This is a genomic window from Achromobacter sp. UBA2119, assembly GCF_002331005.1.
Classification (GTDB): domain Bacteria; phylum Pseudomonadota; class Gammaproteobacteria; order Burkholderiales; family Burkholderiaceae_B; genus Achromobacter; species Achromobacter animicus.
On sequence record NZ_DCYD01000019.1, the window covers coordinates 739,662 to 764,821 of the forward strand.

A 25,160-nucleotide genomic window follows, 5' to 3' on the forward strand; every position below is an offset into this window, starting at 1 on the left:
GTCAAAACGCGTCATCGGCCCGCGTTCAAAGCCCGCGCAGCGCGTGCAGGCGCGCCTGCACCATCAGCGCCTTCATGTCGCGCACGGCCTTTTCCCAGCCGTCGAAGATGGCCTGCGCGACGATGGCGTGGCCGATGTTGAGTTCGGAAATGCCGTCCAGCGCGGCCACCGGCTTGACGTTGCCATAGTGCAGGCCATGGCCGGCGTTCACGCGCAGTCCGTGACGCAGCCCTTCGGCCACGGCCAGGCGGATGCGTTGCAGTTCCGCTTCGGCGGCTTCGCCCTCGGCTTCGGCGTAGGCGCCGGTGTGCAGTTCGATGACGGGTGCGCCGGCCCTGGCGGCAGCGGCAATCTGGACTGGGTCCGGATCGATGAACAGCGACACGCGGATGCCGGCTTCGGCCAGCAGCGCCACGGCGTCGGATACGGGGCCAAAGGCGCCGGCCACTTCAAGCCCGCCCTCGGTCGTGAGCTCGGTGCGCTTTTCGGGCACCAGGCAGACGTCGCTGGGCTTGACCGCGCAGGCGATCTCCAGCATTTCCGGCGTGACCGCGCATTCCAGGTTCATGCGGGTGCGCAGTTGCGGACGGATCGCGTAAACGTCGGCGTCCTGGATGTGGCGCCGGTCTTCGCGCAGATGCAGCGTGATCAGGTCGGCGCCAGCATCTTCGGCGCGCAGCGCCGCGGCGATCGGGTCGGGATAAGCCGTATGGCGCTGCTGCCGCAGCGTGGCGACGTGATCAATATTTACACCGAGTTCTATCATTGCACTTTCGTTGTTTCTTCCCAGCCGCCGCCCAGCGCCTTGTACAGCTCCACGCGGTTGATCAGCGCGGCCAGGCCGGTTTGCACGAGCGACAGCTGGGCGTTGAAAAAGTCCACCTGCGCGGTCTGCACCTGCAGGTAGCTGTCGATACCGTTGGTATAACGCAAATTCGACAACTCCAGCGTCCGCGCCGACGAATCCTGCAGCGCGCGCTGGGCATCAAGCTGCGCCCCGTAGGTGGCCTCGCCCGCCAGCGCGTCCGACACTTCGCGGAACGCCTGCTGGATGGTCTGTTCGTACTGCGCGACGGCGATATTGTCGCGCGCCTTGGCCAGGCTCAGTCCCTCGCGGATGCTGCCGCCGGCAAATAGCGGCGTCGTGATCGACGGCGAGAAGCTCCAGTAGCCCTGCCCGCCCTTGAAGAGGTCGCCCAGCGACGGACTGGCCACGCCCAACAGGCCGGTCAGCGAGATGGTCGGGAAAAACGCCGCGCGCGCCGCGCCGATGTTGGCATTGGCGGACAACAGCTGGTTCTCGGCGGCCGCGATGTCGGGACGGCGTTCCAGCAGGTCGGACGGCAGGCCGGACGGCACCGTGGCCAGCAACTGGTCGCGGCCGAACGTGGCCGGCGGGGGCAGCGTGTCAGGCAGCGGCGTGCCCACTACCAGCACCAGCGCGTTCATGGCTTGCGACCGGGCGCGGGCCAGTTGCGCCAGGTCGGCGGAAGCCGTGTCCAGCAGCGATTTGGATTGGTTCAGGTCCAGTTCGGACGCGACGCCGCCATCGAAACGGCGCTTGACCAGGTCATACGATTCCTGGCGCGAGGCCAGCGTGCGCTGCGTCAGTTCCAGTTGGACCTCGGCCGCGCGCAGATTGAAATACGACTGCGCGACGGATCCGACCAGCGTGATGTGCACGCTTTTTTGTGCCTGTTCCGTCGACAGGTACTGCTGGTACGCGGCTTCGGACAGGTTGCGCAGGCGGCCGAACAGGTCGATTTCGAAGGTCGTCAGACCAATCCCGGCCTGGTACGAACTGCTGATGGAACTGGAATCGGGACCGCCGGGTCGCATGTTGGCCGGCAGATGCTGACGCTGGCCCTGGATGCCGGCGCCGATGCTGGGCCACTGCGCGCCGCGCTGGATGCCGTACTGCGCCCTGGCTTCTTCGACGCGCTGGACCGCAACGCGCAGGTCGCGGTTGTTGACCAGCGACAGTTCGATCAACGCCTGCAGGCGCGGGTCGCGGAAAAATTCGCGCCAGCCCAGGTCCGCCGCTGGCGTGCCGGCTTGCGGCATTACGTCGGCGGCGGGCTGCGAGCCCAGCGTGGTGGCGCGCGTGTACGCGCCGTACTGCACCTTGGGTTGGTCGGGCCACGCCGGGCTGACCGGCGCGTCGGGACGCTTGTAATCGGGAGCCAGCGAGCAGCCGGCCAGCGCCACCGCCACAAAGGCGGACAAGGCGGTCTGTCTGAACATCAGGGCTTTCATTCCTTGCCCTCCTGGCCACCAGTGGGTTGTGCGGGCTGCGGCGTTGCCGGCAAGGACGCCTTTTCGGCCTCCGCCTTCTTGGCAGCCTGTTCTTCCTCGAAGAGACGCTTTTCGGCGCCCAACAGGCGCGGGCGGGTCTTGAAGAGACCCAGCACCACCACGAAGAACGTCGGCACGAAAATCACGGCGAACGGCGTGGCGGCCAGCATGCCGCCCAGCACGCCCAGGCCCACTGCGCGCTGGCTGGCCGCACCGGCGCCGGTGGCCATCGCCAGCGGGATCACGCCCAGGATGAACGCCAGCGACGTCATCAGAATCGGACGGAAACGCAATCGCGCAGCCTCGACCGCGGATTCATAAAGACCCATGCCGCGGGCGTACTGGTCCTTGGCGAACTCCACGATAAGAATGGCGTTCTTGGCCGCCAAGCCGATCACGGTCACCATCCCGACCTGGAAGTACACGTCGTTGGACATGCCCAGCGCGCTGACCAGCGCCACCGCGCCCAGCATGCCCAGCGGCACCACCAGCATGACGGAAATGGGGATGGCCCAGCTTTCGTACAGCGCGGCCAGCACCAGGAACACGACCAGCAGCGACAGGCCCATCAGGATCGGGGCCTGGTTGCCGGCCTGCAATTCCTGGTAGGACAGCCCGGTCCACTCGTAGCCGAAGCCTTGCGGCAACTGGGCGACCAGACGCTGCATTTCTTCCATGGCCTGGCCGGTGGAGTAGCCCGGCGCCGAGGCGCCGCCGATACGCATGGACTCGTAGCTGTTGTAGCGCACCACCTGCACCGGCCCCTGAACCCATTCCGCCGACACGAACGTCGACAGCGGCACCATCCCGCCCTGCCCGTTGCGCGCGTTCAGCTTGAGCACGTCGGACAACTGCATGCGGTACGGCGCATCGGCCTGGACCCAGATGTTCTGCATCCGGCCCATGTTGGGGAACTTGCTGAGATACGCCGAGCCGACGGCGGTGGAAATGAGCGAGGCGGCTTCATTGAAGTCCACGCCCAACGCGGCGGCCTTGTCGCGGTCGATGTTCAGCGTGAGCTGCGTGCCCGCCGACAGGCCCGTGATGCGGACCTGCGACAGGATCGGGCTCTTCATGGCCTCGCCCATCAGCTGGGCGGTGGCCGCGGCCAGCGCCTCGGTGCCGGCCGCGCCGCGGTCCTGCAGGCGCAGGTCGAAGCCCGTGGCGTTGCCCAGCGACGAAATGGCCGGCGGCACCAGCGTGAAGACCTGGGCGTCATGGATGCCCATGAGCTGCTTTTCGAAGGCGGTGAAAGCAATGGCGCCGGCGGAGTCCTGGCGTTCCTTGCGGTCCTTGAAGTCCTTGAGCGTGGTGAACGCAATGGCGGCGTTCAGGCCGTTGCCATTGAAGCTGTAGCCCTGCACGGCGATGATGTTCTCGACGGCGGGAATGCTCTGGAAGTATTTTTCGACCTGCTCGATGACCTCGACCGTGCGATTGGCGCTGGCGCCGGTGGGCAGCTCGATGTTGCTGACCACATAGCCCTGGTCTTCCTCGGGCAGGAACGACGAGGGCAGGCGCAGGTACAGCCAGCCCAGCAAGAGAACCAGCACCAGGAACACCAGCATCATCCGGCCGCCCTTGTGCAGGATGCGCGACACCCAGTTCTGGTAGCCGTGGGTGGTGGCGTCGAACTTGCGGTTGAACCAGCCGAAGAAACCCTTCTTGTCCTCGTGGTGGCCCTTGGCCACCGGCTTGAGGATGGTGGCGCACAGCGCCGGCGTGAAGGTCAGCGCCAGCAGTGCCGAGAAGAAGATGGACACGGCCATGGCCACCGAGAACTGACGGTAGATCACGCCCACCGACCCGCTCATGAAGGCCAGCGGCAGGAACACAGTCACCAGCACCAGCGTGATCCCGATGATGGCGCCGCTGATCTGCGGCATGGCCTTCTTGGTGGCCTCTTTGGGCGGCAAACCCTCGGTCGCCATGATCCGTTCAACGTTCTCGACGACCACGATGGCATCGTCCACCAGAATCCCGATGGCAAGCACCATCGCGAACATGGTCAGCACGTTGATCGAGAACCCAAGCGCCAGCATCACCGCGAACGCTCCCAGCATGGCCACCGGAACGACCAGCGCCGGGATCAGCGTGTAGCGCACGTTCTGCAGGAACAGATACATGACCAGGAACACCAGCACCATGGCTTCAGCCAGGGTGTGCAGCACCTGTTCGATGGACACCTTGACGTAGGGCGCGGTGTCGTACGGCACCGAGTACTGGATGTTGTCCGGGAAGTACTTGGACAGCTCCTGCATCTGGTTGCGCACGCCTTGCGCCGTGGCCAGCGCGTTGGCGTTGGGCGACAGCACAATGGCGAAGGCGGCTGTCGGCTTGCCGTTCAGGCGGGCGCCGAACTGGTAGTTGTCGGCGCCGACCTCGATGCGGGCGACGTCGCGCAGCAGCACCTTGGAGCCGTCGGTATTGGCGCGCAGGACGATCCGGCCGAAGCCGTCGACCGTGCTGAGCTGGCCGTTGGCCGTGACCGTGGCGGTGATGCGCTGGGAATCGGGATTGGGCGGCGCGCCGATGCTGCCGCCGGAAATCAGCACGTTCTGGCCGGCGATGGCGTTGTTGACCTCTGACATGCTGAGGTTGAAGCCCACGAGCTTGGCCGGGTCCACCCAGATGCGCATCGCGCGCGGCGCGGCAAAGAGCTGGAACTGGCCCACGCCCGGCACCCGGGACACCGGGTTCTTCACGTTGCGGGTGATGTAGTCGGCCAGGGCCGTCTGGTCCAGCGTGCCGTCCGTGGACGACAGCGTCACGATCATCAGAAAGCCGGTGCTGGTCTGCTCATACTGCAGGCCCTGCTGCTGCACGGCGGCGGGCAACTGGGCGATCACGTTGGACACGCGGTTCTGCACGTCCACCTGTGCCAGGTCGGGATTGGTGCCGGGCGCAAACGTGGCGGTGATGGTCGAGGTGCCGTAGGAATCGCTGACCGACTCGTAATAGATCAGGCCTTTGGCGCCGTTGAGCTGGTCTTCGATGATGCTGGTGACCGACTCGGCCACTTCCGGGGCCGACGCGCCCGGGTAGGTGGCCGTGATCGTGATGGCGGGCGGCGCCACATCGGGGTACTGCGCGACCGGCATGTTCGGGATGGCCAACACCCCTGCCAGCAGAATGAAAAGGGCGACTACCCAGGCGAAGATTGGTCGATCGATAAAAAATTGCGGCATGTGGGCTGACTCTGAAAGCGATGCTCACCAAAGAGGAACGCGGCGCTTGCTGCGCCGCGTGCCGCTTACGATTTCTGGCCTGCGGCCTTGTCCTGCTGGGCAGGCTCGGCCGGCTTGGCGCCGGGCTGCGGGGCGGATTCGGCGGGCTTTGCGGCCGGGGCTGCACCGGGGGCTGCGGCCCCCTCAGCGGGCTTGGCGCCAGGCTGCGCGGCTGGCGCGCCGCCCTGTGCGGGCGCCCCGCCCTGTTTCCATTGGCTGACCTGCACCGGCGCGCCGGGACGGATCTTCTGGAAGCCCTCGACCACCACCACGTCGCCGGCCTTCAGGCCGCTGGTGATCAGCCAGTTGTTCTGGAAGGCGCCACCGGTGGTGACCGGCGACTGCGCGATCTTGTTGTCGCGCACCAGCATCAGGCTCTGCTTGCCATCGGCCGTGCGTTGCAGCGCCTGCTGGGGAACCATCAGGGCAACGTCGTCAAAGCCCTGCTCCAGCCGGACGCGCACATACATGCCGGGCAGCAGGATGCCGTCGGGATTGGGGACTTCGGCCCGCAGGTTCACCTGGCCCGTGCTGGGATCCACGGTGATGCCCGTGAACAGCAGCTTGCCGGGGTGATCGTATTCGGAGCCGTCTTCGAGCACGACGGTGGCGCGGGCCGCGTCCTTGCCCACCTGCTGCAGCCGGCCGCTGGCAAAGGCGCGGCGCAGCGCGGCCAGGTCGGCGGTGGACTGCGTGAAGTCGACGTAGATGGGGTCCAGCTGCTGCACCGTGGCCATCTGCGTGGCGGAGGTGGATTCGACCAGCGCGCCTTCGGTGACCAGCGGCTTGCCGATGCGGCCGGTGATCGGCGAGGTGACGTCCGTGTAGCTCAGGTTGATCGCGGCGTTGTCCTGCGCGGCCTTGGCGGCGGCGACGGTGGCGTCGGCCTGGCGGAAGGATGCCACGGCGTTGTCATATTCCTGCTTGCTGACGGCGTTGGCCTTGACCAGCGGGGCATAGCGGTCGGCCAGCAGCTTGGCGCTGAACAGGTTGGCCTGCGCCTGCTTCAACTGCGCCGTTGCCTGATCGTAGGCGGCCTTGTAGGGCGCCGGATCGATCTTGAACAGCAGCTGGTTTTCTTTCACATCGCCGCCCTGCTCGAACGTGATGCGCTGCACGATGCCGGTGACACGGGCGCGGATCTGCGCGTCGCGCACGGCGTCCACGCGGCCGGGCAGTTCAGAGACGATGGGTGCGCGCTGCGGCTGCACGGTGACGACGCTGACCTGGGGCATGCCAGGATTCATCTGGGGCTTTTCACCACAACCCGCCAATATCAGCGCGAGGACGCCACCGGAAACAGCCAGACCCGAAAATCGTTTAGGCGAAAACCGCATTGAAACCCCCGCGTAGCGTAATGAATCGCGTCGTGAAATCGCGTCAGGAACCGCAGCAATCCGAACGTGCCAGGAGGCAGCGATCAAATCATGACCAAGCGTCACCAACGACACGTGAATAGCCCAGTAATGTAACTCAGATATTGGGGAAATCACGTACTTTCGGGCGGTTCGGGGGAACTTTCGGGAGTAATTCCGCAACAATTTTTAGCCGGTGGCGAGCTCCCGCAGATTGCCCAGGAATGCGTAGCCCACGCCATGCACCGTATGCAGCGGCAGCCGTGCGCCCGCAAGGCGGACCTTGGTGCGAAGCCGGCAGATAGCGACGTTGAGCGACCGCATGTTCATGCCGCCCCGCAAGGATTTCACTTCGCTGCGAGCCAGTTCGCGGCGCGGGTTCTGCAACAGGCACGCAAAGCAGGCGCGCTCGACCTCGGTGAGATCCAGCCGCACACCGTTGGGCAGTTGCAGCGTCCAGCCCCAATAGAGCAGGCTCCACCAGCCGTCGACGGGTTCGTGAGCCTGGCTGGAAGACCACGGGCCGCAAGCATTAACACCGGCAGCAACGCCAGCCGTCATGCAAGGCGCAACGCCGGCAGAAACGCCAGCGTGAACGGAAGCAATACCGGGATCAGGAAAGGGAGCGTTCAAGGCGGATCTCCACCAGGACGGCCGGTGGCACGCTTTGGGGCGGCCCGTCCCGGAACAAGGTTGCGGTTTGTCCCGGAAGGCTACCCTCACGGCGGGGTTTTGCGCCCGTCGCCGCTCATCTATCAGACCAATCCGACTTTTACGCCGCCGGATGATCCCGCCGCCCGCTAAGAATGATGCGTGCCGTTGCGATGGATGTCGTGCGTGACGAAGCAGCTGTCCTGCGTCGGACGGGCCAGGATGCCCGGCTTTTCAAGCGTGCGGCGGATGTCCGTCAATCCCGACTCCCAGTGCTCGCGCATGGCTTCGGTGCCGAACTCGTAGTCCTTGGAGTACCGCTCGCGGTGCTTGGCCTCGTAGATGAGGTTGATGATGTTGGTGGCCGGCGTGTGCGAAAGCTTGCGGATGTCGGCCAGGTCGGGCGCGTCGCGTTCGCTTTCGGGCAGGCGCTCAAGCAGCCGCTGCAGCCCGTGCCGCAGCTTCAGCACGCGCCGCAGCTGATCGGTGACCAGACGGGTGCGGCTGGAATACTGGATATCCTTTTGCCGTTCGGCCACCTCTTCGAGCGACGTGGGCAGTTCGCCGCGCGCCGGCCAGAGATCGACCTGGAACGCGAGCGTGTCACGCATGTTTTCGGTGGTCAGCACCTGCGCCAGCGGCGTGTTGGAGACGACGCCGCCGTCCCAATAGTGCTCGCCGCCGATCTCCACCGACGGGAACCCCGGCGGCAAGGCGCCCGAGGCCATGACGTGCTCGGGACCGAGCGTGTGATGCAGGGTGTCGAAATACGCGAAGTTGCCCGAGCGCACGTTCACGGCGCCGAAGCTGGCCCGCACCGCGCCGCTGTTGAGCAGCTTGAAATCCACGAACTGGCGCAGCGTGTCGGCCAGCGGCGTGGTGTCGTAGAAGCTGGTGGAAGCGGCGCCGCGGCCCCGCACCAGATAGGGCGGCGGAAAGCGCGGCTTGAAGAAACCGGGCTGGCCGGTCAACAGGGCCTGCATTGCCGAGACCTGCCCGTTCATCGCGGGCGAGCCAAAGCCAAACGGCTGGCCCTCGAACATGCGGGTGAAGGCATCACCCCAGGGCAACGAGGCAAAACCGGTGGGCCGGCAGATGCTTTCCCAGAAGCCGCGCAGCCGGTCGACCCGCTCGTCTTCCGGGGATCCTGCGATGATGGCGGCGTTGATCGACCCGATGGAAATGCCGGAAATCCAGTTGGGCCGGATGCCGGCTTCGTGCAGGCCCTGGTACACCCCCGCCTGGTAGGAACCGAGCGCGCCGCCGCCCTGCAGCACGAGCGCGACGGTATCGTAGGGCGGCGTATCGCCGGTGTCTTCGGCCAGGGCCTTGCGGCGAGCGGTCATGCGGCGTCCTCTATCGCTTGGTCTTGTCGGGCACCTGCGGCGTGCCGACGCCGGCGCGGAACGGGTATTTGGCGAAGACCTCCGCCACCACCTTGTCCACGTTCTCCGCCGAACCCGCGCTGTCGGGATTCTGGACCTCGCCCACGGCGACGCCCTCCCAGACCAGTTGCCGCCGCCGCGCATCCACCAGGTCGACGCTCAGCGTGCCTTCGGTGTATTGGTAGACGTCGTCGCCCCAGCCGTAGCCGGGCCAGCCGCCATAGAAACCGGTGCGATACCCGTAATACGGGCCCATGGGCGCGAAGCCGGGCGTGACTTCGGTCTGCTGCTGGAGCTTCGCGCCGAAATTCAGAAGCAAATCGGGATTGGTGGCGCTGTAGGTATAGCCGCGCATTTCCATCTGGCCGCGGGCCGCGCTCTTGAGCCGTTCGGTCAGCAGCGTGTTGTAGCCGGCCTTGTCCGTCCCCAGCGGAGACATGTAGCCGAACGTCTGGTACTGCGCAAAATTTGCCTGGTGGTCGTAATCGCTCTTGACCGTTGGGCCTGAGGCGCAGGCCGCCAGTAATGCCGTCATGGAACCCGCCGTCAGCAATTTCAACGCTTTCATGTCGATCTCTCCGTGAGTTCAAGGCGACCACATAGTGCCGCGAAGCCATCAAAGTTTCAACAGAATCTCATTCGCAACCAGCAAAATTCCAGGCAAGATCACGCGAAGCCGCGCTTGCCGCCAAATTGGGGGTGCCTGTTCACCGGCGCGTCCGGACTGCCGTGGCGCCGAGCAGGACGACTTCCACTCGGCGCAGGATCACTTCCCTATCGCCCCGCGCGCCGGGTCCATTACACTTCCCGTCGCTTCCGGCCATCCTTACAGACACGCCCATGCTTGAACTCGACGGCTCCATTTGGTTTCGCTCCGGCGCCCAGACCTGGGGCGGCAAGAACCGCATTGATCTGCTGGCGCAGATCGACGCGACTGGATCGATCACGGCGGCGGCGCGCGCCGTGGGCATGAGCTACAAGGGCGCGTGGGACGCCATCGACGCCATGAACAACCTGGCCGGCGAACCGCTGGTGCTGCGTGCGGCGGGCGGCAAGGGCGGCGGCGGCACGCAGCTGACTGACCGGGCGCGCCGCCTGATCACGACCTTCCGGGCGCTTGAAGTCGAACATCGCAAGTTCATGGACAACCTGACGCGCGCGGGGCTGGATGCCAGCGGCGACATCGACCTGATGAGGCGTTTCATGCTCAAGACCAGCGCACGCAACAAGTTTCTGGGCACCGTCATCGACATCCGCGAAGGCGCCGTCAACGATGAAGTGGCGCTGCGCATCGCCGGCGGCCACACGGTCACGGCCACCATCACCCGCGAAAGCACCAAAGAGCTGGGCCTTGCGCCCGGCAAGGAAGCCATCGCGCTGGTCAAGGCGTCGTCGGTCATCGTCGGCGCGCCGGGGCCTGGTCTGCGCCTGTCGGCGCGCAACCAGTTGCAGGGGCGCATTACTGATCTGCGCCCGGGCGCCGTCAACAGCGAAATCCTGATTGCCATGGACGGCGGCGCCACGCTGGCGGCCATCGTCACGAACGAGAGCGCCGCAGACCTGAAGCTGGATGTCGGCGCCGAGGCGGTGGCGATCTTCAAGGCGTCCAGCGTGATTCTCGGCGTGCTGGACTGACTTCTGCAGTCAGGGCGGCCTTCACCCAAGTCCGGCCGTCAGGTGAATCAGGCCTTCACCATGTTGATTACAGCCCCACGCTCTCGTCGTGGCGCCCCACCCTGCCTTCGCGCACCTCGAACACCTCGTCGGCCAGGGCCTCCACGTCCGCGGGATCGTGCGTGATCAGCAGCATCGGCACATCCAGTTGCCGCTGCAACGCATCCAGTTCCTGCCGCATCTTGCCGCGCAACTGCGAGTCCAGCGCGGAAAACGGTTCGTCCAGCAGCAGGATGTCGGGCTGCAGCATCAGCGCCCGCGCCAGCGCGACGCGCTGCTTCTGCCCGCCCGATATCTCGTTGGGATAGCTGCCGACGATGGCGCCCAGTTCAAAGGCGTCGACCCAGCGCTGCGCCTCGCGCGTCACCTCGCGGCGTGGCGGATTGAGCCAACCGCCGCGCAGGCCGAATGCGATGTTCTGCGCCACGGTCAGATGGGGAAACAGCGCGTAGTCCTGGAACAGGTACGCCACGCGGCGCGATCGCGCCGGCAGGTTGATGCCCGACTCGCTGTCGAACAGCACCCGTCCATTGATGACGATGCGCCCGGCGTCGGGGCGCAGCAATCCGGCCACGGCCCGCAAGGTCAGGCTCTTGCCCGCGCCCGAGGGCCCGAACAGCGCGATGCGTTTGGCGGCCGACTTGAACTGCACGTCGAGTTCGAATTTGCGGTCGCCCGACACCATATGCTTGCGCACTGCAAGGTCGATACTCATCGCCCGCCTCCGTTGCGCTGGCCAGCGCCGATGGGCACCAGCTTGCCGGCGGCCAGCAGCACGACGATGCAGGTGATGGATGTGACCAGCACCAGCATGTTGGCGGTGGCGTCATCGCCCGCCTGCACCGCTTCGTAGATGGCGACCGACAGCGTCTGCGTGCGGCCCGGCAGGTTGCCGGCGATCATCAGCGTGGCGCCGAATTCGCCCAGCGCCCGCGCAAACGCCAGCAGCACACCGGCCGCGATGCCGCGGGCAGCCAGCGGCAAGGTGACACGAAAGAACACGCCCGCCTCGCCCACGCCCAGCACGCGCGCCGCGTTTTCAAGCTGGCCATCCACGTTTTCAAACGCGGCACGCGCCGACTTGAACACCAGCGGAAAAGCCACCACCGACGCCGCGATCACGGCGCCCTGCCACGTGAAGACCAGCTCGATATTCCAGCGCGCCAGCGTCTCGCCGATGATGCCGCGCCGGCCCAGCAGCACCAGCAGGTAGTAACCCAGCACGGTCGGCGGCAGCACCAGCGGCAGCGTGAGGATGGCGTCCAGCAGGTCGCGGCCGGGCCAGCGCCAGCGCGACAGGCCGTACGCCGCAGCCGCGCCGGCCACGGTCGCCAATAGCGTGGCCCAACCTGCCACTTTCAGGGAAAGCAGCAGCGGCACCCAGACCGGATCACTCATCAATACCTACGATTCAACAAAGACTCAGGGCTTCTGAAAGCCGTAACGCGACAGTATCGCCTGCCCGGCGGGCGACATGACGTAGGCCACGAAGCTTTCGGCCTCCTTGGCCGCGGCCTCACGCGTGGTCAACGCAATGGGATAGGTCACGGGCGTGGTCGACGGCACACGCACTGCGACATTGACCTTGCCCGGCATGATGGCCGCGTCGGTCGCGAACACGAAGCCCGCATCGACCTCGCCGCGCGCCACGTAGTCCAGGCTTTGGCGCACGTTCTGCGCCAGCACGCTCTTGGCCTGCACGGCGTCCCACAGCCCCTCGGCCTGCAGCGCGGCCTGCGTATACCGGCCGACGGGCACCGAGGCCGGATTGCCGTAAGCAATGCGCTTGACCTCGTCGCGCTCCAGGTCCTTGAGCGATTTGATGCCCGCCTTGCTGTCAGTCGGAACGATCAGCACGATCTGGTTGGCCGCGAAGTCCACGCGGGTGGCAGGCTTGACGGCCTTTTCCTCGACCGCCTTGTCCATCGCCTTCTGGTCGGCGGACGCGAATACATCCGCGGGGGCACCCTTCACGATCTGCTGCAAGAGCACGTCGGAGGCGCCGAAGTTCAGGACCACCTTGGTGCCGGCATGTTCCTTTTCAAAGCCCTGCGCCACTTCCTTGAAGGCATTGGTCAGGCTGGCGGCGGCCGACACCACGATTTCTCCGGCGCTGGCATTGGCGCTCCAGGCGGCGGCGAACGCCACGGTCAGCGCCACGAGCGGGCGTTTGTGCAACATGTATTTCTCCTGTGGATGGCGGCGGGTCAGAATCGAAATATATCCAGGTATATAACGGTCGTCAATTTCGCTCGCCACAGGGGTTTATGAAATATCAAGGGAGACGCCGGGCGGCGGAATCAGCCGCGGTCGACAGTGGTGACATGCACGGACTCGGGCGCCAGCGCGACGCGCAGAAAGTCCAACGCGGTTTCGGGCCGGGCCGCGCCGCACATGAAGATGTCCAGGGCCGCGAAGCAGTGCTCCGGCCACGAATGGATGCTGATATGGGATTCGCTGAGCAGGATCACGCCGGTTACCCCCGCCCCTTCCCCGAAATGATGGAAATGGGTGCTCAGCACCTGCGCCCCGGCCGCGCGCGCCGCCGCGGTCATGTGCCGTTCCAGCGCCTGCGCGTCGGTCAGGAGGCCTGGCGCCACGCCGCGGAAGTCCGCCAGCACGTGCCGGCCGGGTGTCCCGTACACGGTCACTTGTGGGATCCGCCCGATGACCATCCCGAGCCGCCGGAATAGCTGCTGCCCCAACTGCTGCTACTGCTGCCGCCGGAGAGGCGCGTGCCCGGCGCACTGGCGCTGGTGGTGGCCAGTACGACCACCATCGCGTACATGGCATACAACAACTTGCCCTTCATCTATTCGTCCTCGCCTGTCAGCATGTCCGCCAGCATGGCCGGTAGCCAGAGAAACACCATCCCGATCAGAACCGGAATGAAGCGGCCGGCAAAAATATTGTTGAAGTTCAGGAACACCATCGCGATCAGCGCGCCCTTGGCCCATTTGCGATAGCCGCCCCCGCCCTTGGCCGACGCCATCCGCATCGCCTTCTGGCGATTGAGCTCCGGGCGGTCGAACCACTGCGCCAGTTGCGCCGGCGACACCGGCGCCGACGCCGACCAGCCCAGTTCCTTGTCGGCCAGTTCGCGGGTCAGCTTCAACGTGCCGACCTGGTAATCCGTGATCTGCGTGCTGTCGCCGACCTTGACGCGCCAGTTGAACGCGCCCAGCGCCATTTCAACGCGCGAGGTGTAGTCGTACAGCTTCTGGTACACCCGGTTGCGCCAGCGCACGCTGGTGGCGTTGTTGTGGCTGGGCCAGGTGTCGCAGACCTGCACGCGTTCCCAACCCTCGTCGGACTCCACCAGCCAGACGAACCCCTTGGCCGGGCTGAACAGCAGGTATTCCATCCAGCTTGAAGGTTCTTCGGGATCGGGATCGGCGCACTTCATCAGTCCGATCAGCGTGAAGTCGGCGCCTTCCATCTTGGCGACCGAGCCCAGCGGCAGCGTGGCGCGGATCTTCTGCACCTTGCGCGCCTTCTCGATGACCTCGGCCGTCGGGCCCGAGCAGTCGACGGCGGCGGCGCACGACGGGCAAACGACATTCGTGGCCATGGCGGCCACGAAGGAGATCGGCGCGCCGCAGTTCGGGCAGTCCAGCGCCTTGATCTGGCCGCGGAAGCGTCCCGCGGTTTCCTCGACCTGTTCTTTGGTGCGCAACGAGCCCGCCTGCATGGCGGACAGGTCGAACGCCTTGCCGATATAGAGTTCGGGCTGCGGACCGTCCGAGAAATCCAGCGTCAGGAACGCGTCCAGGCTGCGGTAGTCGGCCACCTTGGCCTGCCAGCCGTCGCCCGGCACGAAGGGCAGCTCGCCCTGCGCGCCGCCGGCCTGGCTGGTGCGCACGTCCGCCGCCACGAAACGCTGGCCGTCGAGCTTCAGTTCGTCGCCGGGCGAGATGCTGTCGAACGCCGGCATCTCCTGCACGGACTTGACCTTGCGCCGCCGCGTGACGGCATACTGGCCCGAGGCGTCCGACAGCCAGCCGTCGGACGCGTCATCGAACCACACGTACCACTCGTTCCAGAAACCCTCGTCAAAGCGCATCTGGATGCGGCCGATGACGTCAAAGCGCTTGCCGTCATAGGTGCCCGTCGCGCCCAGGCACAGCGGCGAATAGTCCTCAAGGACGTCGGCCGCCTCGCCGATGCGCCTGACCGACTCGGCATCCTTGAGCAAGGTGCTGCGGCAGGCGCCGCAGACCGCCATGACGGAGGCCGCGGACGTGAACTTGACTGGGGCGCCGCACTGCGGACACAGAACCTGCTGCATGGGACCTTAGCTGGTGAGTTTCTTCAGCACCTCGGCCTTGGCCGAGTCGTAGTCCGCCGCCGTGATGAGGCCCTTGTCCAGCAGGTCTTTCAATTGCTGCAGGCGCTGCACCGGATCGGCCTGCGCGGGCTGAGCGGCGGGTTGTTGCGGCTGCTGCTGCGGCTGCTGTTGGGCCGGCTGCTGTTGGGCCGGCTGCTGCGGCTGGCCCTGAGATACGCCCAGCCCCTGCGCCATCGTCTGGCCCAGCGCCGCCCCGGCCGCCAGGCCCGCCCCGATGCCGGCAATTCCGCCTTCGTTCTGCGCGGCCAGCGGAATCGACGTCGCCGTCTGATACTGTGTGAACTTGCCCAGGTCGCCGGCCATGCCCATCGAGATCCGGGTGTCCAGCGCCTTCTGCAGCTCTTCAGGCAACGACACGTTCTCGACCGTGAAGTTGTCCAGCTTGACGCCGTAGCGGTCGAACACGGGCGCGAGCTGTTCGGCGATGCTTTGCGACATCAGGCCCTGGTTGCCGGCGATGTCCAGGAACGGCACCTTGGAACTGCCCAGGGCGGTCGTCATGGCAGCCACGACCATATTGCGCAGTTGCGCTTCAAGGTCGTCCACCGTGTACACGTCGCGCGTGCCGCTGATTTCGCGGTAGAACTTGCCGGGATCGGAGATCTGGTACGAATACACGCCAAACGCACGCAGACGCACCATGCCGAATTCGCTGTCGCGCAACGTCACCGGCTGCGCCGTGCCCCAGCGCCGGCCCAACTGCAGGCGGGTGCTGAAGAAGATGACGTCCGACTTGAAGGGCGACTCGAACAGCTTGTCCCAGTTCTTCAGGTAGGTCAGGATCGGCAGCGTCTGCGTCGTCAGCTTGTACATGCCGGGGCCGAACACGTCGGCCACCTTGCCTTCGTTGACGAACACCGCCATCTGCGATTCCCGCACGGTCAGGCTGGCGCCGTACTGGATTTCGAAATCCTGCATCGGATGGCGCCAGGCAAGCACGCCGTCGCGATCCTCGTTCCATTGCAGGATGTCGATGAACTGCTTGCGAATGAATGAACCGAGACTCATGGAAAGTCCTCCTGTGTCAGATCGGAGAGTGCGCGCCGCTCAGGTCAGGCAGGCGGCGTTGACGATGCCGGCCGACAGCGAAATCGCGCCGATCAGGCCGCCCATGGCGATGTTGTTTTCGGCGATGGCGTCGGTCATGCCGCGTATGGCCTTGGACACCACCGCGTAGACGACGATCTGCACGATCATCGCCGCCACGCCCCAGACCACGAACATGACGAAGCTGGCGTGGACCGCGATGCTGGAACACAGGGTCAGGCTGAAGCCGACCAGCGCGCCGCCATAGGACAGGGCGGCGGCAATGTTGCCCTCGCGGATGAGGTCGAATTCCTTGTAGTGCGTGATGGCCGTGTAGACCGCGGTAAAAACGCCCAGCATGACAAGCGCCGAGACGATATAGATCAGATAGGTCACCGCCGGATGCATTGCTTCTCCCATTGCCAGCCTCCCAATTGCGCGCAGTATATACGTCGCGTTCGATATACTGCGAACGCATTTTTTGGCTCGGACACTCCCATGCGCGACCGCGTTCTCATTCTCTCGGTATTGATCGTTGCGTCCTGCGGGTTGGGCTACGAGCTCATCAGCAGCGCGCTCGCCAGCTATTTGCTTGGGGATTCGATCCTTCAGTTCTCTTCCGTGATCGGGTGCTATCTCTTCGCGATGGGCATCGGTTCGTGGTTGTCAAAATATGTAAGAGACGAAGACGTTCTGAATCGCTTCATCGACGTCGAGCTGCTGGTGGCGTTGTTGGGCGGCGTGTCGGCCGCAGTCCTGTTCCTGGTGTTCGCGTGGCTGTCCGCGCCCTTTCGCGCGGCGCTGTATGTCGGCGTCTTCATCATCGGACTGATGGTCGGCATGGAGATCCCGCTGGTGATGCGCGTCTTCAACCAGCGCAAGGCCGAATTCCGCGAAATCGTCAGCCGCGTGCTGACCTTCGACTACCTGGGCGCGCTGGCCGTGTCGCTGGTGTTCCCATTGCTGCTGGCGCCCAAGCTGGGGCTGCTGCGCACCAGCTTCCTGTTCGGCATCCTGAACGCCAGCGTCGCGCTGTGGACCACGTGGCTGTTCCGCGCCGAAGTCACCCGCCCCGGCGAAAAAGCCGTGCGCGCCGGCGTGGTGCTGGGGATTCTGGGCCTGGGATTCGTCTATTCTGGCAGCATGACCGCCTGGGCCGAAAAAGGCCTGTATGGCGACGACATCATCCACGCCGAGACCACGCAGTATCAGCGCCTGGCCGTGACGCGCTGGCACGACGACCTGCGCCTGTACATCAACGGCAACCTGCAGTTCTCGTCGCGCGACGAGCACCGGTATCACGAATCGCTGGTGCATCCCGGCCTGCAGGTGCTGCCGTGGGCGCGCAACGTGCTGGTGCTGGGCGGCGGCGACGGCCTGGCCGTGCGCGAGATCCTGAAATACAAGAACGTCGAGCATGTCACGCTGGTGGATCTGGATCCGGCCATGACGAATCTGTTTTCGCGTTCGGACCCGCTGGTCGCGCTGAACGCGGGCGCGCTCAAAGACCCGCGCGTCACCGTCATCAATGACGACGCGGGGCGGTGGCTGGAGACGCACGCCGAGGTCTACGACTTCATCGTGGTGGACTTTCCCGATCCGTCCAACTTCGGCCTGGGGCGGCTATATTCCGTGCCGGTCTATCACCTGATGGCGCGGCATCTGGCGGAAAACGGCTATATGGTCGTGCAGTCCACCTCGCCCTACTTCGCGCCGCGTTCGTTCTGGAGCGTGGACGCCACCCTGAAGGAAGCGGGCCTGAACACCTGGCCGTATCACACCTACGTGCCGTCGTTCGGCGACTGGGGTTTCATCCTGGCCAGCAAGCGGCGCGACTACGCACCGCCCGAAAAAATCACCGTGCCCACGCGCTATCTGGACGCCGTCACCGTGCGCGAGCTCTTTCACTTTCCCGCCGACATGCCGGCGCTGGCCATGCCGCCGAACCGCCTGAACGAACAATCGCTCGTGCGCTACTTCGACGAGGACTGGCGCAAGGTCATCCGCTGATGCGGCGCCGCAGCTTCCTGTTGGGCGCTGCCACGGCCGCCGCGGCGGGCTCGGTCGGCTATTGGCGCGCGCGCGTCGTCGAGACGACGCCCGACGTGCACTATCCCGGCATGCAAGCCGGCCACGCGCTGCGCGACAAGGCCGCCCTGCCGCAGCCGTCGGCCACGCGGCAGCAAGAAGTCGCAATCCTGGGCGCCGGCGTGGCGGGTCTTTCCTGCGCGTGGAAACTGGCCCGCGAAGGGTTCACCGATTTTGTCGTAGTGCAGGGCCCCGAATTCGCGGGCAACGCCGCGGCTGGCGTGCGCGATGGGCTGGACTATCCGCTGGGCGCGCACTACCTGCCCTTGCCCTCGCTCGCGTCCGCCCACGTGCGTGAAATGCTGGCCGACTTCGGCATCATCGAGCGCGGCGCGGGCGACGCGCGTCCCTACTACGACGAAGCCGTGCTGGTGCATTCTCCGCAGGAAAGACTGCTGCGCAACGGGCGCTGGGAAGAACACCTGCTGCCGATGACGGACGTGCCGGATGCCGACGCCGCCCAGCACCAGCGCTTTCTGGCGCTGGTCGATCAGTTGCGCACACAGGTCGGCAGCGACGGCCGCAAGGTGTTCTGCATTCCGCTCGATCTGTCCTCGCGCGATCCGGCGTGGCGCGCGCTGGACGCGCTGACGTTCAAGGACTGGCTGGCGCGTGAAGGCTATACCTCGCCCGCGCTGCATTGGTATCTGAACTACTGCTGCCGGGACGACTACGGCGCGGGAATCGAGGTCGTCTCCGCGTGGGCGGGGCTGCATTACTTTGCCAGCCGCGACGGCCATGCCGCCAATGCTGGCGAAGGCGCCGTGCTGACCTGGCCGGGCGGGCTGGCGACGCTGGCCGAACGGATGCGCGCGGCCATCACGCAGAAGCTCGGCCACGCAGACTGGCTGCTGCCGGGCACGGCGGTGCGTATCGAAGAACTGGCCATCGGCCCGCGCGTCCTGTGCATCGAGGAGTCGGCCGATGGCGCCGCCCGCGCCTATGCCCTGCAAACCCGCCGCACCGTCTGCGCCATGCCGCTCTTTGTCGCGCAGCGCCTGCTGCCGGACATCCGCGCGTACGGCTACGACCCGGCCACGCATGCCGCGCCGCACGCGGCCTGGATGGTGTCGAACTTCGTCATGGACGGCTATCCGCTGGAAGCGCCGGGCGAGCCGCTGTCGTGGGACAACGTCGTCTACGAAGGCCAGGCGCTGGGCTACGTCGTGTCCACCCATCAATTGCTGCGCGTGGCGCGCACGCCGCGCAGCGTGTTCACCGCGTATCACGCGCTGAGCGGCCAGACGCCGCAGGCCGCGCGCGAATGGCTGACACGCGCCAGCCCGCAAGACCTGCGCGACGTGGCTGCGGTGGATCTGGTGGCGGCGTATGGCAAGGAGTTCTGGCGCAATGCGCGCCAGTTGGAGATCACGGTGCGCGGCCACGCCATGGCTACGCCGGTGCGCGGCTACCTGTCCAATACGGGCCTGGCTGCCCTGCGTGCCGTGGACGGTCCGGTGCTGTTCGCGCACGCCGACCTGTCGGGATATTCGGTTTTTGAAGAAGCCTCATGGTGGGGCGTCACGGCAGCAGCGCGTATTCTGGGCGGCCATCGACAAGGATGAGACAAGACATGGGTAATCACGTCATCGTGCTGGGCGCCGGTATCGTCGGCGTCTGCTGCGCGCTGGAACTGCAGCGGCGCGGCATGTCGGTCACGCTGGTGGATCGGCAGGCGCCCGGGATGGAAACGTCGATGGGCAACGCGGGCGTGCTGGCCCGCAGTTCACTGATGCCGTTCAATCACCCTGGCCTCTGGGGACAACTTCCGCGTCTCTTGAAGAACGACACCGTCCAGTTCCGATACCGGTGGCCCTACCTGGCCTCGAACCTGGGCTGGGCAGCGCGATTCCTCATGAGCGCGCGGCCGTCCGTCTTCCAGGAGACTGCAAACGCGTTGGACGGCCTGATCCGGCTGTCCGCGCCCGAACACCTGAAGCTGCTGGATGAAAGCGGCGCGCGCCACCGGCTGCGCGACACCGGCTGGATCTTCCTGTACCGCACGGCGGCGGCCTGGAACGCGGGCGCATTGGCGCGCCGCACCTTCGCGCAGTACGACGTGCCGACCCGCGAGCTGAACCCTGCGGAACTTGCCGAGGTCGAACCCGCCCTGTCGCCGATCTTTCACCGCGCATTGTGGATTCAGGGTTCGTATTCGGTGGATGATCCGCACGAGGTCGTCGCCGCGTACGCCCGCCTGTTCCAGCGCGAGGGCGGCACCTTCAAACGGATGGACGCCGCCGCCATCCGCCGCGACGCCAATGGCTGGACGGTGCAAGGGACAAGCGCATCGGAATCGGTGTCGGCCGACCGGCTGGTCGTCGCGCTGGGACCGTGGTCCAAGGCGTTGCTCAAGACCACCGGCATCGACCTGCCCATGGCGTTCGAACGCGGGTATCACATGCACTACAGCGGCCGCGACGGCGCGCGCGTCACGCGGCCGGTTTACGACACCGGCGGCGGCTACGTGCTGTCGCCCATGGCACGCGGGCTGCGCCTGTCGACGGGCGTCGAGCTGAACGCTTGCGAGGCGCCCGCGCGTCCCGAGCAGCTGGATCTGGCGGAACAGCGCGCCCGCGAGGCCTTACCGCTGGGCGACCGGCTGGACGCCGCCGCCTGGCTGGGCCGCCGCCCCACCCTGCCCGACAGCCGCCCGATGATCGGCGAAGCGCCGCGCCATCCCGGCCTGTGGCTGGCGCTGGGGCACCAGCACATCGGCTTCAGCACCGCGCCGGGCACGGCAAAGGTGCTGGCGGAACTGATGCTGGAAGGCGCCGCCGCATCTCGACACGTGGCCTTCCGGCCCGGCCGGTTCATCTAGGCAAACGCGGTCCTTGAAGGACCGCGTTGTTGACCCCGCTATTTACCGCGCCTTTTCGTCTTCAGCCCAGCAAAAGCGCATCGTCCGACAGCTTCTCGCCCCGCACCCGCTCGAACATGGCCAGCAGGTCCGGCACGTCCATGCCGCGGCGCTCGTCGCCGGACACGTCCAGCACGACCTGGCCCTGGTGCAGCATGACGGTGCGGTCGCCGACATCCAGCGCCTGGCGCATGCTGTGCGTGACCATCATGGTGGTGAGCTGGTTTTCCGCCACGATGCGCGCCGTCAGTTGCAGCACGAAGTCCGCGGTGCGGGGGTCGAGCGCGGCGGTGTGCTCATCCAGCAGCAGGATGCGCGAGGGTTGCAGCGCCGCCATCAACAGGCTGACCGCCTGGCGCTGGCCGCCGGACAACAGGCCGATGCGGTCGGTCAGGCGGTTTTCCAGGCCCAGACCCAGCGTGGCAAGGCGCTCGCGAAAGCCCGCTTTCATCGAGGCCTTTACGGCGCGGCTGTAGCCGCGCGAGGCGCCGCGCATCTGCGCCAGCGCCATGTTTTCCTCGATGGTCAGGTCTTCGCAGGTGCCCGCCATCGGGTCCTGGAACACGCGGGCCACGCTGCCCGCGCGCGCCCACACGGGCTTGCGCGTCACGTCCACACCATTGATGTCGATGCGTCCCGAATCGATGGGCAGGTCGCCCGACACGGCATTCAGGAACGTGGACTTGCCCGCGCCGTTGGAACCGATCACGGTGACGAACTGGCCCGACGGGATTTCCAGCGTGAGGCCGCGCAGGGCGCGGGTCTCGATGGGAGTACCCGCGTTGAAGGTGATTTTCAGGTCTTTTGCGGACAACATATCAGCGCCCCTTCTTGCCGACCAGGCGGCGCTTGAGCATGGGGATGACCAGGGCGATCGTGACGAGCACCGCGGTGACGAGGTTCAGGTCCTGCGCCTTCAGGCCGATGAAATCGCTGTTGAGCGCCAGGGCGATGAAGAAGCGGTAGACGATGGCGCCGATGATGACGGCCAGCGTGGCCAGCACCAGCTTGCGCGACGGCAGGATGCTTTCGCCGACGATCACCGCGGCCAGGCCGATCACGATGGTGCCGATGCCCATCGAGATGTCCGAACCGCCCTGCGTCTGCGCGAACAGCGCGCCGGCCAGCGCGACCAGCGCGTTCGACAGCGCCATGCCGCCCAGGATCATGCGGCCGGTGTTCACGCCTTGCGCGCGGGCCATGCGGCCGTTGGAACCGGTGGCGCGCACGGCCAGGCCGGTTTGCGTGGCAAAGAACCAGTCCAGCGCCAGCTTGCAGAGAATGACGATGACGATCAGCAGCAGCGGGCGGGCGACATAGTCGGAAATCCACGCAGGCTGCAGGATCGTGAACACGGTGGGTTCAGTGATCAGCGGCACGTTGGGCTTGCCCATGATGCGCAGGTTGATGGAATACAGCGCGATCATCATCAGGATGCTGGCGAGCAGATCCATGATCTTGAGCTTGACGTTCAGCCAGCCCGTGACCAGCCCGGCGGCCGCGCCGGCGATGGTGGCGATGATGGTGGCGGAAAACGGATCGGTGCCCGAGGCGATCAGCGTCGCACAGACTGCGCCGCCAAGCGGAAAGCTGCCGTCCACGGTCAGGTCCGGAAAGCGCAGCAGGCGAAAGGAGATGAACACGCCCAAGGCCACCAGACTGAAGATCAAGCCGATCTCCAGCGCGCCTAACAACGAGAACAATGACATGGGTCAGATCCAATCAAGATAAGAAACGAGCATATTAAAGAAGTGAAACGTACGATTTCTTGCGTTCGCGGGTCAGTTTTACCCGAGCTTTCGCAATGAACGTTTCCCGGCATGGATTTTCTCTCGTTTCCCGCCCGCGTGCCTACGCGCCGGCGCAGCCAGCGAAAGCACGAGACCTGTCAAGGAAGCAACAACGCCGGGCCGCGAGCATCTTGTGAACGCTGCCGCCCTGTGGAACATCGGGTAAGCACACCACGAAAAACGCAAGAAAAACCCCGCGCACGCCGGATAGGCATGGCGGGGCCGATTTCGCGCCGTATTATTTCACGACCACCGCGGCGGACTTGATCAGCGCCTCGGGCAGGGTCACGCCCTGCTTGGCGGCCGCGCCCGGATTCACGTACAGCTCGAGCTTGGAGCTGGTTTCAGACGGAATCGCGCCGGGCTTCTCGCCCTTCAGGATGCGCACGACGACCTTGCCGGTCTGCACGCCCAGATCGCGGTAGTTGATGCCCAGGGCGGCAATGCCGCCGCGCTTGACGCTGTCGGTATCCGACGCGATCAGCGGGATCTTGGCGTCGTTACCCACCTTGACCAGCGACTCATACGCCGACACGACGTTGTTGTCGGTGTTGGTGTAGATGACGTCGACCTTGCCGATCAGGCTGCGGGCGGCGGACGCCACGTCCACCGAGCGCGGGGCGGCGGCTTCGACCAGGCTCATGCCCGACTTGGGCAGGATTTCCTGGAGCTTCTTGACGACGACGACCGAGTTGGCCTCGCCCGGGTTGTAGACGATGCCGACGCGCTTGGCGTTGGGCAGGATCTTCTTGATGAGTTCAACCTGCTTGTCCAGCGCCAGCAGGTCAGACACGCCGGTCACGTTGGTGCCCGAGGCGTCCATGCTGGACACGAGTTGCGCGGCAACCGGATCGGTCACGGCGGAATACACCACCGGCACGTCCTTGGTGGCGGCCACGACGGCCTGCGCCGACGGCGTGGCGATCGCGACGATGGCGTCCGGGCGGTCGCCGACGAACTTGCGGGCGATCTGCGCGGCCGTGCCGTTGTTGCCTTGCGCGCTTTGATACTGCCACTTCAGGTTCTTGCCCGGCTCGTAGCCGGCTTGCTTGAGGGCGTCTTGCACCCCGTCACGCACGGCGTCCAGCGCCGGATGCTCGACGATGGCGGTCACCGCGACGGACTTTTGCTGCGCGGCGACCGGTGCGGCGATAGCCATCGCCAGCGCCATCGCGCCAACCGTCAGAAAATGTTTTTTTCCGATCAGCATATGTTTGCTCCTTGAACCCTGGGTGTTGCTTGTTGAATTTGCCGGTTTCTTCATGGCGGGCGCGGGTTTTTGATCCGTTTGTCCTGCCACAAAGCCGTATAGTCTAACGTGCCGTCCACCAAATGGACTTGGGGGGAATCCCTGTAATGGTGCATCCATACAGGCGCGCCCCGTCCCGGGGCAGCGGCGTGAATATACTGACAACCGCCGGGCAAACGCCGTTCATCCCGTTCCGCGTGCCCGCCGACGGCATCCCGAGGCCACCATGATCAAACGCGCACTGGGCCGATCCGGCCTGCAGGTTCCCCCGCTCACTTTCGGCGGCAACGTCTTCGGCTGGACCGTCGACGAGGCCGGCACCTTTTCTTTGCTGGATGCGCTGGTGGACGCCGGCCTGAATTTCATCGACACGGCCGACATGTACTCGCGCTGGGTCCCCGGCAACCAGGGTGGCGAATCCGAAACCCTGATCGGCAAGTGGCTCAAGCGATCGGGCAAGCGCGACCAGGTGCTGATCGCCACCAAGGTCGGTATGGAGATGGGTCCGGGCCAGAAAGGCCTGTCGCCCGCCTACATCCGGCGCTCCTTGGACGCATCGCTGGCGCGCCTGCAGACGGACTACGTGGACCTGTACCAATCGCACCAGGACGACCCGGACACGCCGCTGACCGACACGCTGGCCGAATACGCCAAGCACATCGAAGCCGGCAAGGTGCGCGCGATCGGCGCGTCCAACTACACGGCGGTGCGGCTGTCGGAAGCCCTGATCGCCAGCGAGCGGCACAGCCTGCCGCGCTACGAAAGCATCCAGCCCGAGTACAACCTGTATACCCGCGAACCCTTCGAATCCGGTCTGCAAAGCCTGGTGAAGACCCAGCAGATGGGCACGATCAATTACTTCGCGCTGGCAAGCGGGTTTCTCAGCGGCAAGTACCGCGGTCCCGAAGATGCAGGCAAGAGCGCGCGCGGCAAGAAGATCGTGGATACGTATCTGAATGATCGTGGCTACCGCATCCTGAAGGCGCTGGACGAGGTGGCCGAGGACGCCGGCTGCACGCCCGCGCAGGCTGCGTTGGCCTGGCAGATCGCGCAGCCGGGCATTACGTCGCCCATCGTCAGCGCCACGTCGCTCGCCCAGCTGGACGAACTGGTCAAGGCCGCCAGCCTGACGCTGACGCGTGACCAGCTGGCCCGGCTGAGCCAGGCCAGCGATTGGCGCTGAGGTTGCTTAGTTCAGCCGCTTAGTTCAGC

Annotated in this window: 23 protein-coding genes; 5 read left to right on the plus strand and 18 right to left on the minus strand. The window is 65.8% G+C overall.

The annotated features are described in order from the left end of the window. Nucleotides 1–25 precede the first annotated feature (25 nt). The 7 genes from pdxJ to B3098_RS26985 all read right to left on the minus strand — a co-directional run bounded on the left by pdxJ (nt 26) and on the right by B3098_RS26985 (nt 9,481). Nucleotides 26–766, minus strand: coding sequence for a pyridoxine 5'-phosphate synthase (pdxJ, locus tag B3098_RS26955; RefSeq protein ID WP_286900207.1), 741 nt, complete (start codon nt 764–766; stop codon nt 26–28). Next, complete coding sequence (locus tag B3098_RS26960; RefSeq protein WP_175183948.1) at nt 763–2,256, minus strand: efflux transporter outer membrane subunit; 1,494 nt, start codon at nt 2,254–2,256, stop codon at nt 763–765. The genes pdxJ and B3098_RS26960 overlap by 4 nt, the downstream gene beginning before the upstream one ends. Then, the gene (locus tag B3098_RS26965; RefSeq protein WP_279974306.1) at nt 2,253–5,483 is read right to left on the minus strand and encodes a multidrug efflux RND transporter permease subunit; all 3,231 of its coding nucleotides are present in this window, start codon (nt 5,481–5,483) and stop codon (nt 2,253–2,255) included. The genes B3098_RS26960 and B3098_RS26965 overlap by 4 nt, the downstream gene beginning before the upstream one ends. A gap of 65 nt (nt 5,484–5,548) precedes the next feature. Continuing rightward, nucleotides 5,549–6,859, minus strand: a complete 1,311-nt coding sequence (locus tag B3098_RS26970) for an efflux RND transporter periplasmic adaptor subunit (RefSeq protein ID WP_175123628.1) — start codon at nt 6,857–6,859, stop codon at nt 5,549–5,551. Between the two features lie 207 nt (nt 6,860–7,066). Next, nucleotides 7,067–7,438, minus strand: a complete 372-nt coding sequence (locus B3098_RS26975) for a helix-turn-helix domain-containing protein (protein ID WP_286900211.1) — start codon at nt 7,436–7,438, stop codon at nt 7,067–7,069. A gap of 239 nt (nt 7,439–7,677) precedes the next feature. Next, nucleotides 7,678–8,874: a patatin-like phospholipase family protein gene (locus tag B3098_RS26980; protein WP_279974309.1), complete on the minus strand. Its 1,197-nt coding sequence runs from the start codon at nt 8,872–8,874 to the stop codon at nt 7,678–7,680. Nucleotides 8,875–8,884: 10 nt separating this feature from the next. Beyond that, complete coding sequence (locus B3098_RS26985; RefSeq protein WP_191575751.1) at nt 8,885–9,481, minus strand: DUF4136 domain-containing protein; 597 nt, start codon at nt 9,479–9,481, stop codon at nt 8,885–8,887. 272 nt (nt 9,482–9,753) lie between these two features. On the opposite strand from B3098_RS26985, the gene B3098_RS26990 reads away from it, so the two are divergent. Continuing rightward, on the plus strand, nt 9,754–10,548 hold the full coding sequence (locus B3098_RS26990) for a TOBE domain-containing protein (protein WP_286900214.1): 795 nt from the start codon (nt 9,754–9,756) through the stop codon (nt 10,546–10,548). 67 nt (nt 10,549–10,615) lie between these two features. Here B3098_RS26990 and B3098_RS26995 read toward each other — a convergent pair whose 3' ends face one another. From B3098_RS26995 to B3098_RS27030, 8 genes are all read right to left on the minus strand, one after another. Beyond that, nucleotides 10,616–11,302, minus strand: coding sequence for a sulfate/molybdate ABC transporter ATP-binding protein (locus tag B3098_RS26995; RefSeq protein WP_279974314.1), 687 nt, complete (start codon nt 11,300–11,302; stop codon nt 10,616–10,618). Beyond that, nucleotides 11,299–11,985 carry a molybdate ABC transporter permease subunit gene (gene modB, locus B3098_RS27000; protein WP_286900216.1) on the minus strand — a complete coding sequence of 229 codons (687 nt, stop codon included), beginning with the start codon at nt 11,983–11,985 and terminating at the stop codon, nt 11,299–11,301. The genes B3098_RS26995 and modB overlap by 4 nt, the downstream gene beginning before the upstream one ends. A 24-nt stretch (nt 11,986–12,009) precedes the next feature. Continuing rightward, nucleotides 12,010–12,768 carry a molybdate ABC transporter substrate-binding protein gene (modA, locus tag B3098_RS27005; RefSeq protein ID WP_279974317.1) on the minus strand — a complete coding sequence of 253 codons (759 nt, stop codon included), beginning with the start codon at nt 12,766–12,768 and terminating at the stop codon, nt 12,010–12,012. 119 nt (nt 12,769–12,887) lie between these two features. Continuing rightward, nucleotides 12,888–13,238 carry an adenosylmethionine decarboxylase gene (speD, locus tag B3098_RS27010; protein WP_286900218.1) on the minus strand — a complete coding sequence of 117 codons (351 nt, stop codon included), beginning with the start codon at nt 13,236–13,238 and terminating at the stop codon, nt 12,888–12,890. Next, nucleotides 13,235–13,399: a hypothetical protein gene (locus B3098_RS27015; protein WP_286900220.1), complete on the minus strand. Its 165-nt coding sequence runs from the start codon at nt 13,397–13,399 to the stop codon at nt 13,235–13,237. The genes speD and B3098_RS27015 overlap by 4 nt, the downstream gene beginning before the upstream one ends. Next, a complete protein-coding gene (locus B3098_RS27020) occupies nt 13,400–14,875 on the minus strand; it encodes a DUF4178 domain-containing protein (RefSeq protein WP_286900221.1) in 1,476 nt (491 codons plus the stop codon). It lies immediately after the preceding gene. A gap of 6 nt (nt 14,876–14,881) precedes the next feature. Continuing rightward, nucleotides 14,882–15,943, minus strand: coding sequence for an SPFH domain-containing protein (locus B3098_RS27025; RefSeq protein WP_286900223.1), 1,062 nt, complete (start codon nt 15,941–15,943; stop codon nt 14,882–14,884). A gap of 39 nt (nt 15,944–15,982) precedes the next feature. Next, nucleotides 15,983–16,369 (minus strand): DUF350 domain-containing protein, encoded by a 387-nt coding sequence (locus tag B3098_RS27030; RefSeq protein ID WP_175123704.1) that lies wholly within the window; start codon nt 16,367–16,369, stop codon nt 15,983–15,985. Nucleotides 16,370–16,459: 90 nt separating this feature from the next. Between B3098_RS27030 and B3098_RS27035 the strand changes: the two genes are divergently transcribed. Genes B3098_RS27035 through B3098_RS27045 form a run of 3 tightly spaced genes read left to right on the plus strand, consistent with a single transcriptional unit; the run spans nt 16,460 to nt 20,870 of the window. Further along, nucleotides 16,460–17,971: a polyamine aminopropyltransferase gene (locus B3098_RS27035; RefSeq protein ID WP_175123640.1), complete on the plus strand. Its 1,512-nt coding sequence runs from the start codon at nt 16,460–16,462 to the stop codon at nt 17,969–17,971. Beyond that, nucleotides 17,971–19,614: an NAD(P)/FAD-dependent oxidoreductase gene (locus B3098_RS27040; protein WP_286900224.1), complete on the plus strand. Its 1,644-nt coding sequence runs from the start codon at nt 17,971–17,973 to the stop codon at nt 19,612–19,614. The genes B3098_RS27035 and B3098_RS27040 overlap by 1 nt, the downstream gene beginning before the upstream one ends. Before the next feature lie 8 nt (nt 19,615–19,622). After that, the gene (locus B3098_RS27045) at nt 19,623–20,870 is read left to right on the plus strand and encodes an NAD(P)/FAD-dependent oxidoreductase (protein ID WP_286900225.1); all 1,248 of its coding nucleotides are present in this window, start codon (nt 19,623–19,625) and stop codon (nt 20,868–20,870) included. 61 nt (nt 20,871–20,931) lie between these two features. Here the strand turns inward: B3098_RS27045 and B3098_RS27050 are convergent, their stop codons facing one another. From B3098_RS27050 to B3098_RS27060, 3 genes are all read right to left on the minus strand, one after another. Next, on the minus strand, nt 20,932–21,726 hold the full coding sequence (locus B3098_RS27050; RefSeq protein WP_175123643.1) for an ABC transporter ATP-binding protein: 795 nt from the start codon (nt 21,724–21,726) through the stop codon (nt 20,932–20,934). A gap of 1 nt (nt 21,727) precedes the next feature. Next, nucleotides 21,728–22,618, minus strand: a complete 891-nt coding sequence (locus B3098_RS27055) for an ABC transporter permease (protein WP_056563113.1) — start codon at nt 22,616–22,618, stop codon at nt 21,728–21,730. 319 nt (nt 22,619–22,937) lie between these two features. Then, nucleotides 22,938–23,909 (minus strand): ABC transporter substrate-binding protein, encoded by a 972-nt coding sequence (locus B3098_RS27060; RefSeq protein WP_056563116.1) that lies wholly within the window; start codon nt 23,907–23,909, stop codon nt 22,938–22,940. A gap of 265 nt (nt 23,910–24,174) precedes the next feature. Here B3098_RS27060 and B3098_RS27065 point away from each other — a divergent pair, with 265 nt between their 5' ends. After that, nucleotides 24,175–25,131, plus strand: coding sequence for an aldo/keto reductase (locus B3098_RS27065; protein WP_175138087.1), 957 nt, complete (start codon nt 24,175–24,177; stop codon nt 25,129–25,131). Nucleotides 25,132–25,160: the final 29 nt, after the last annotated feature.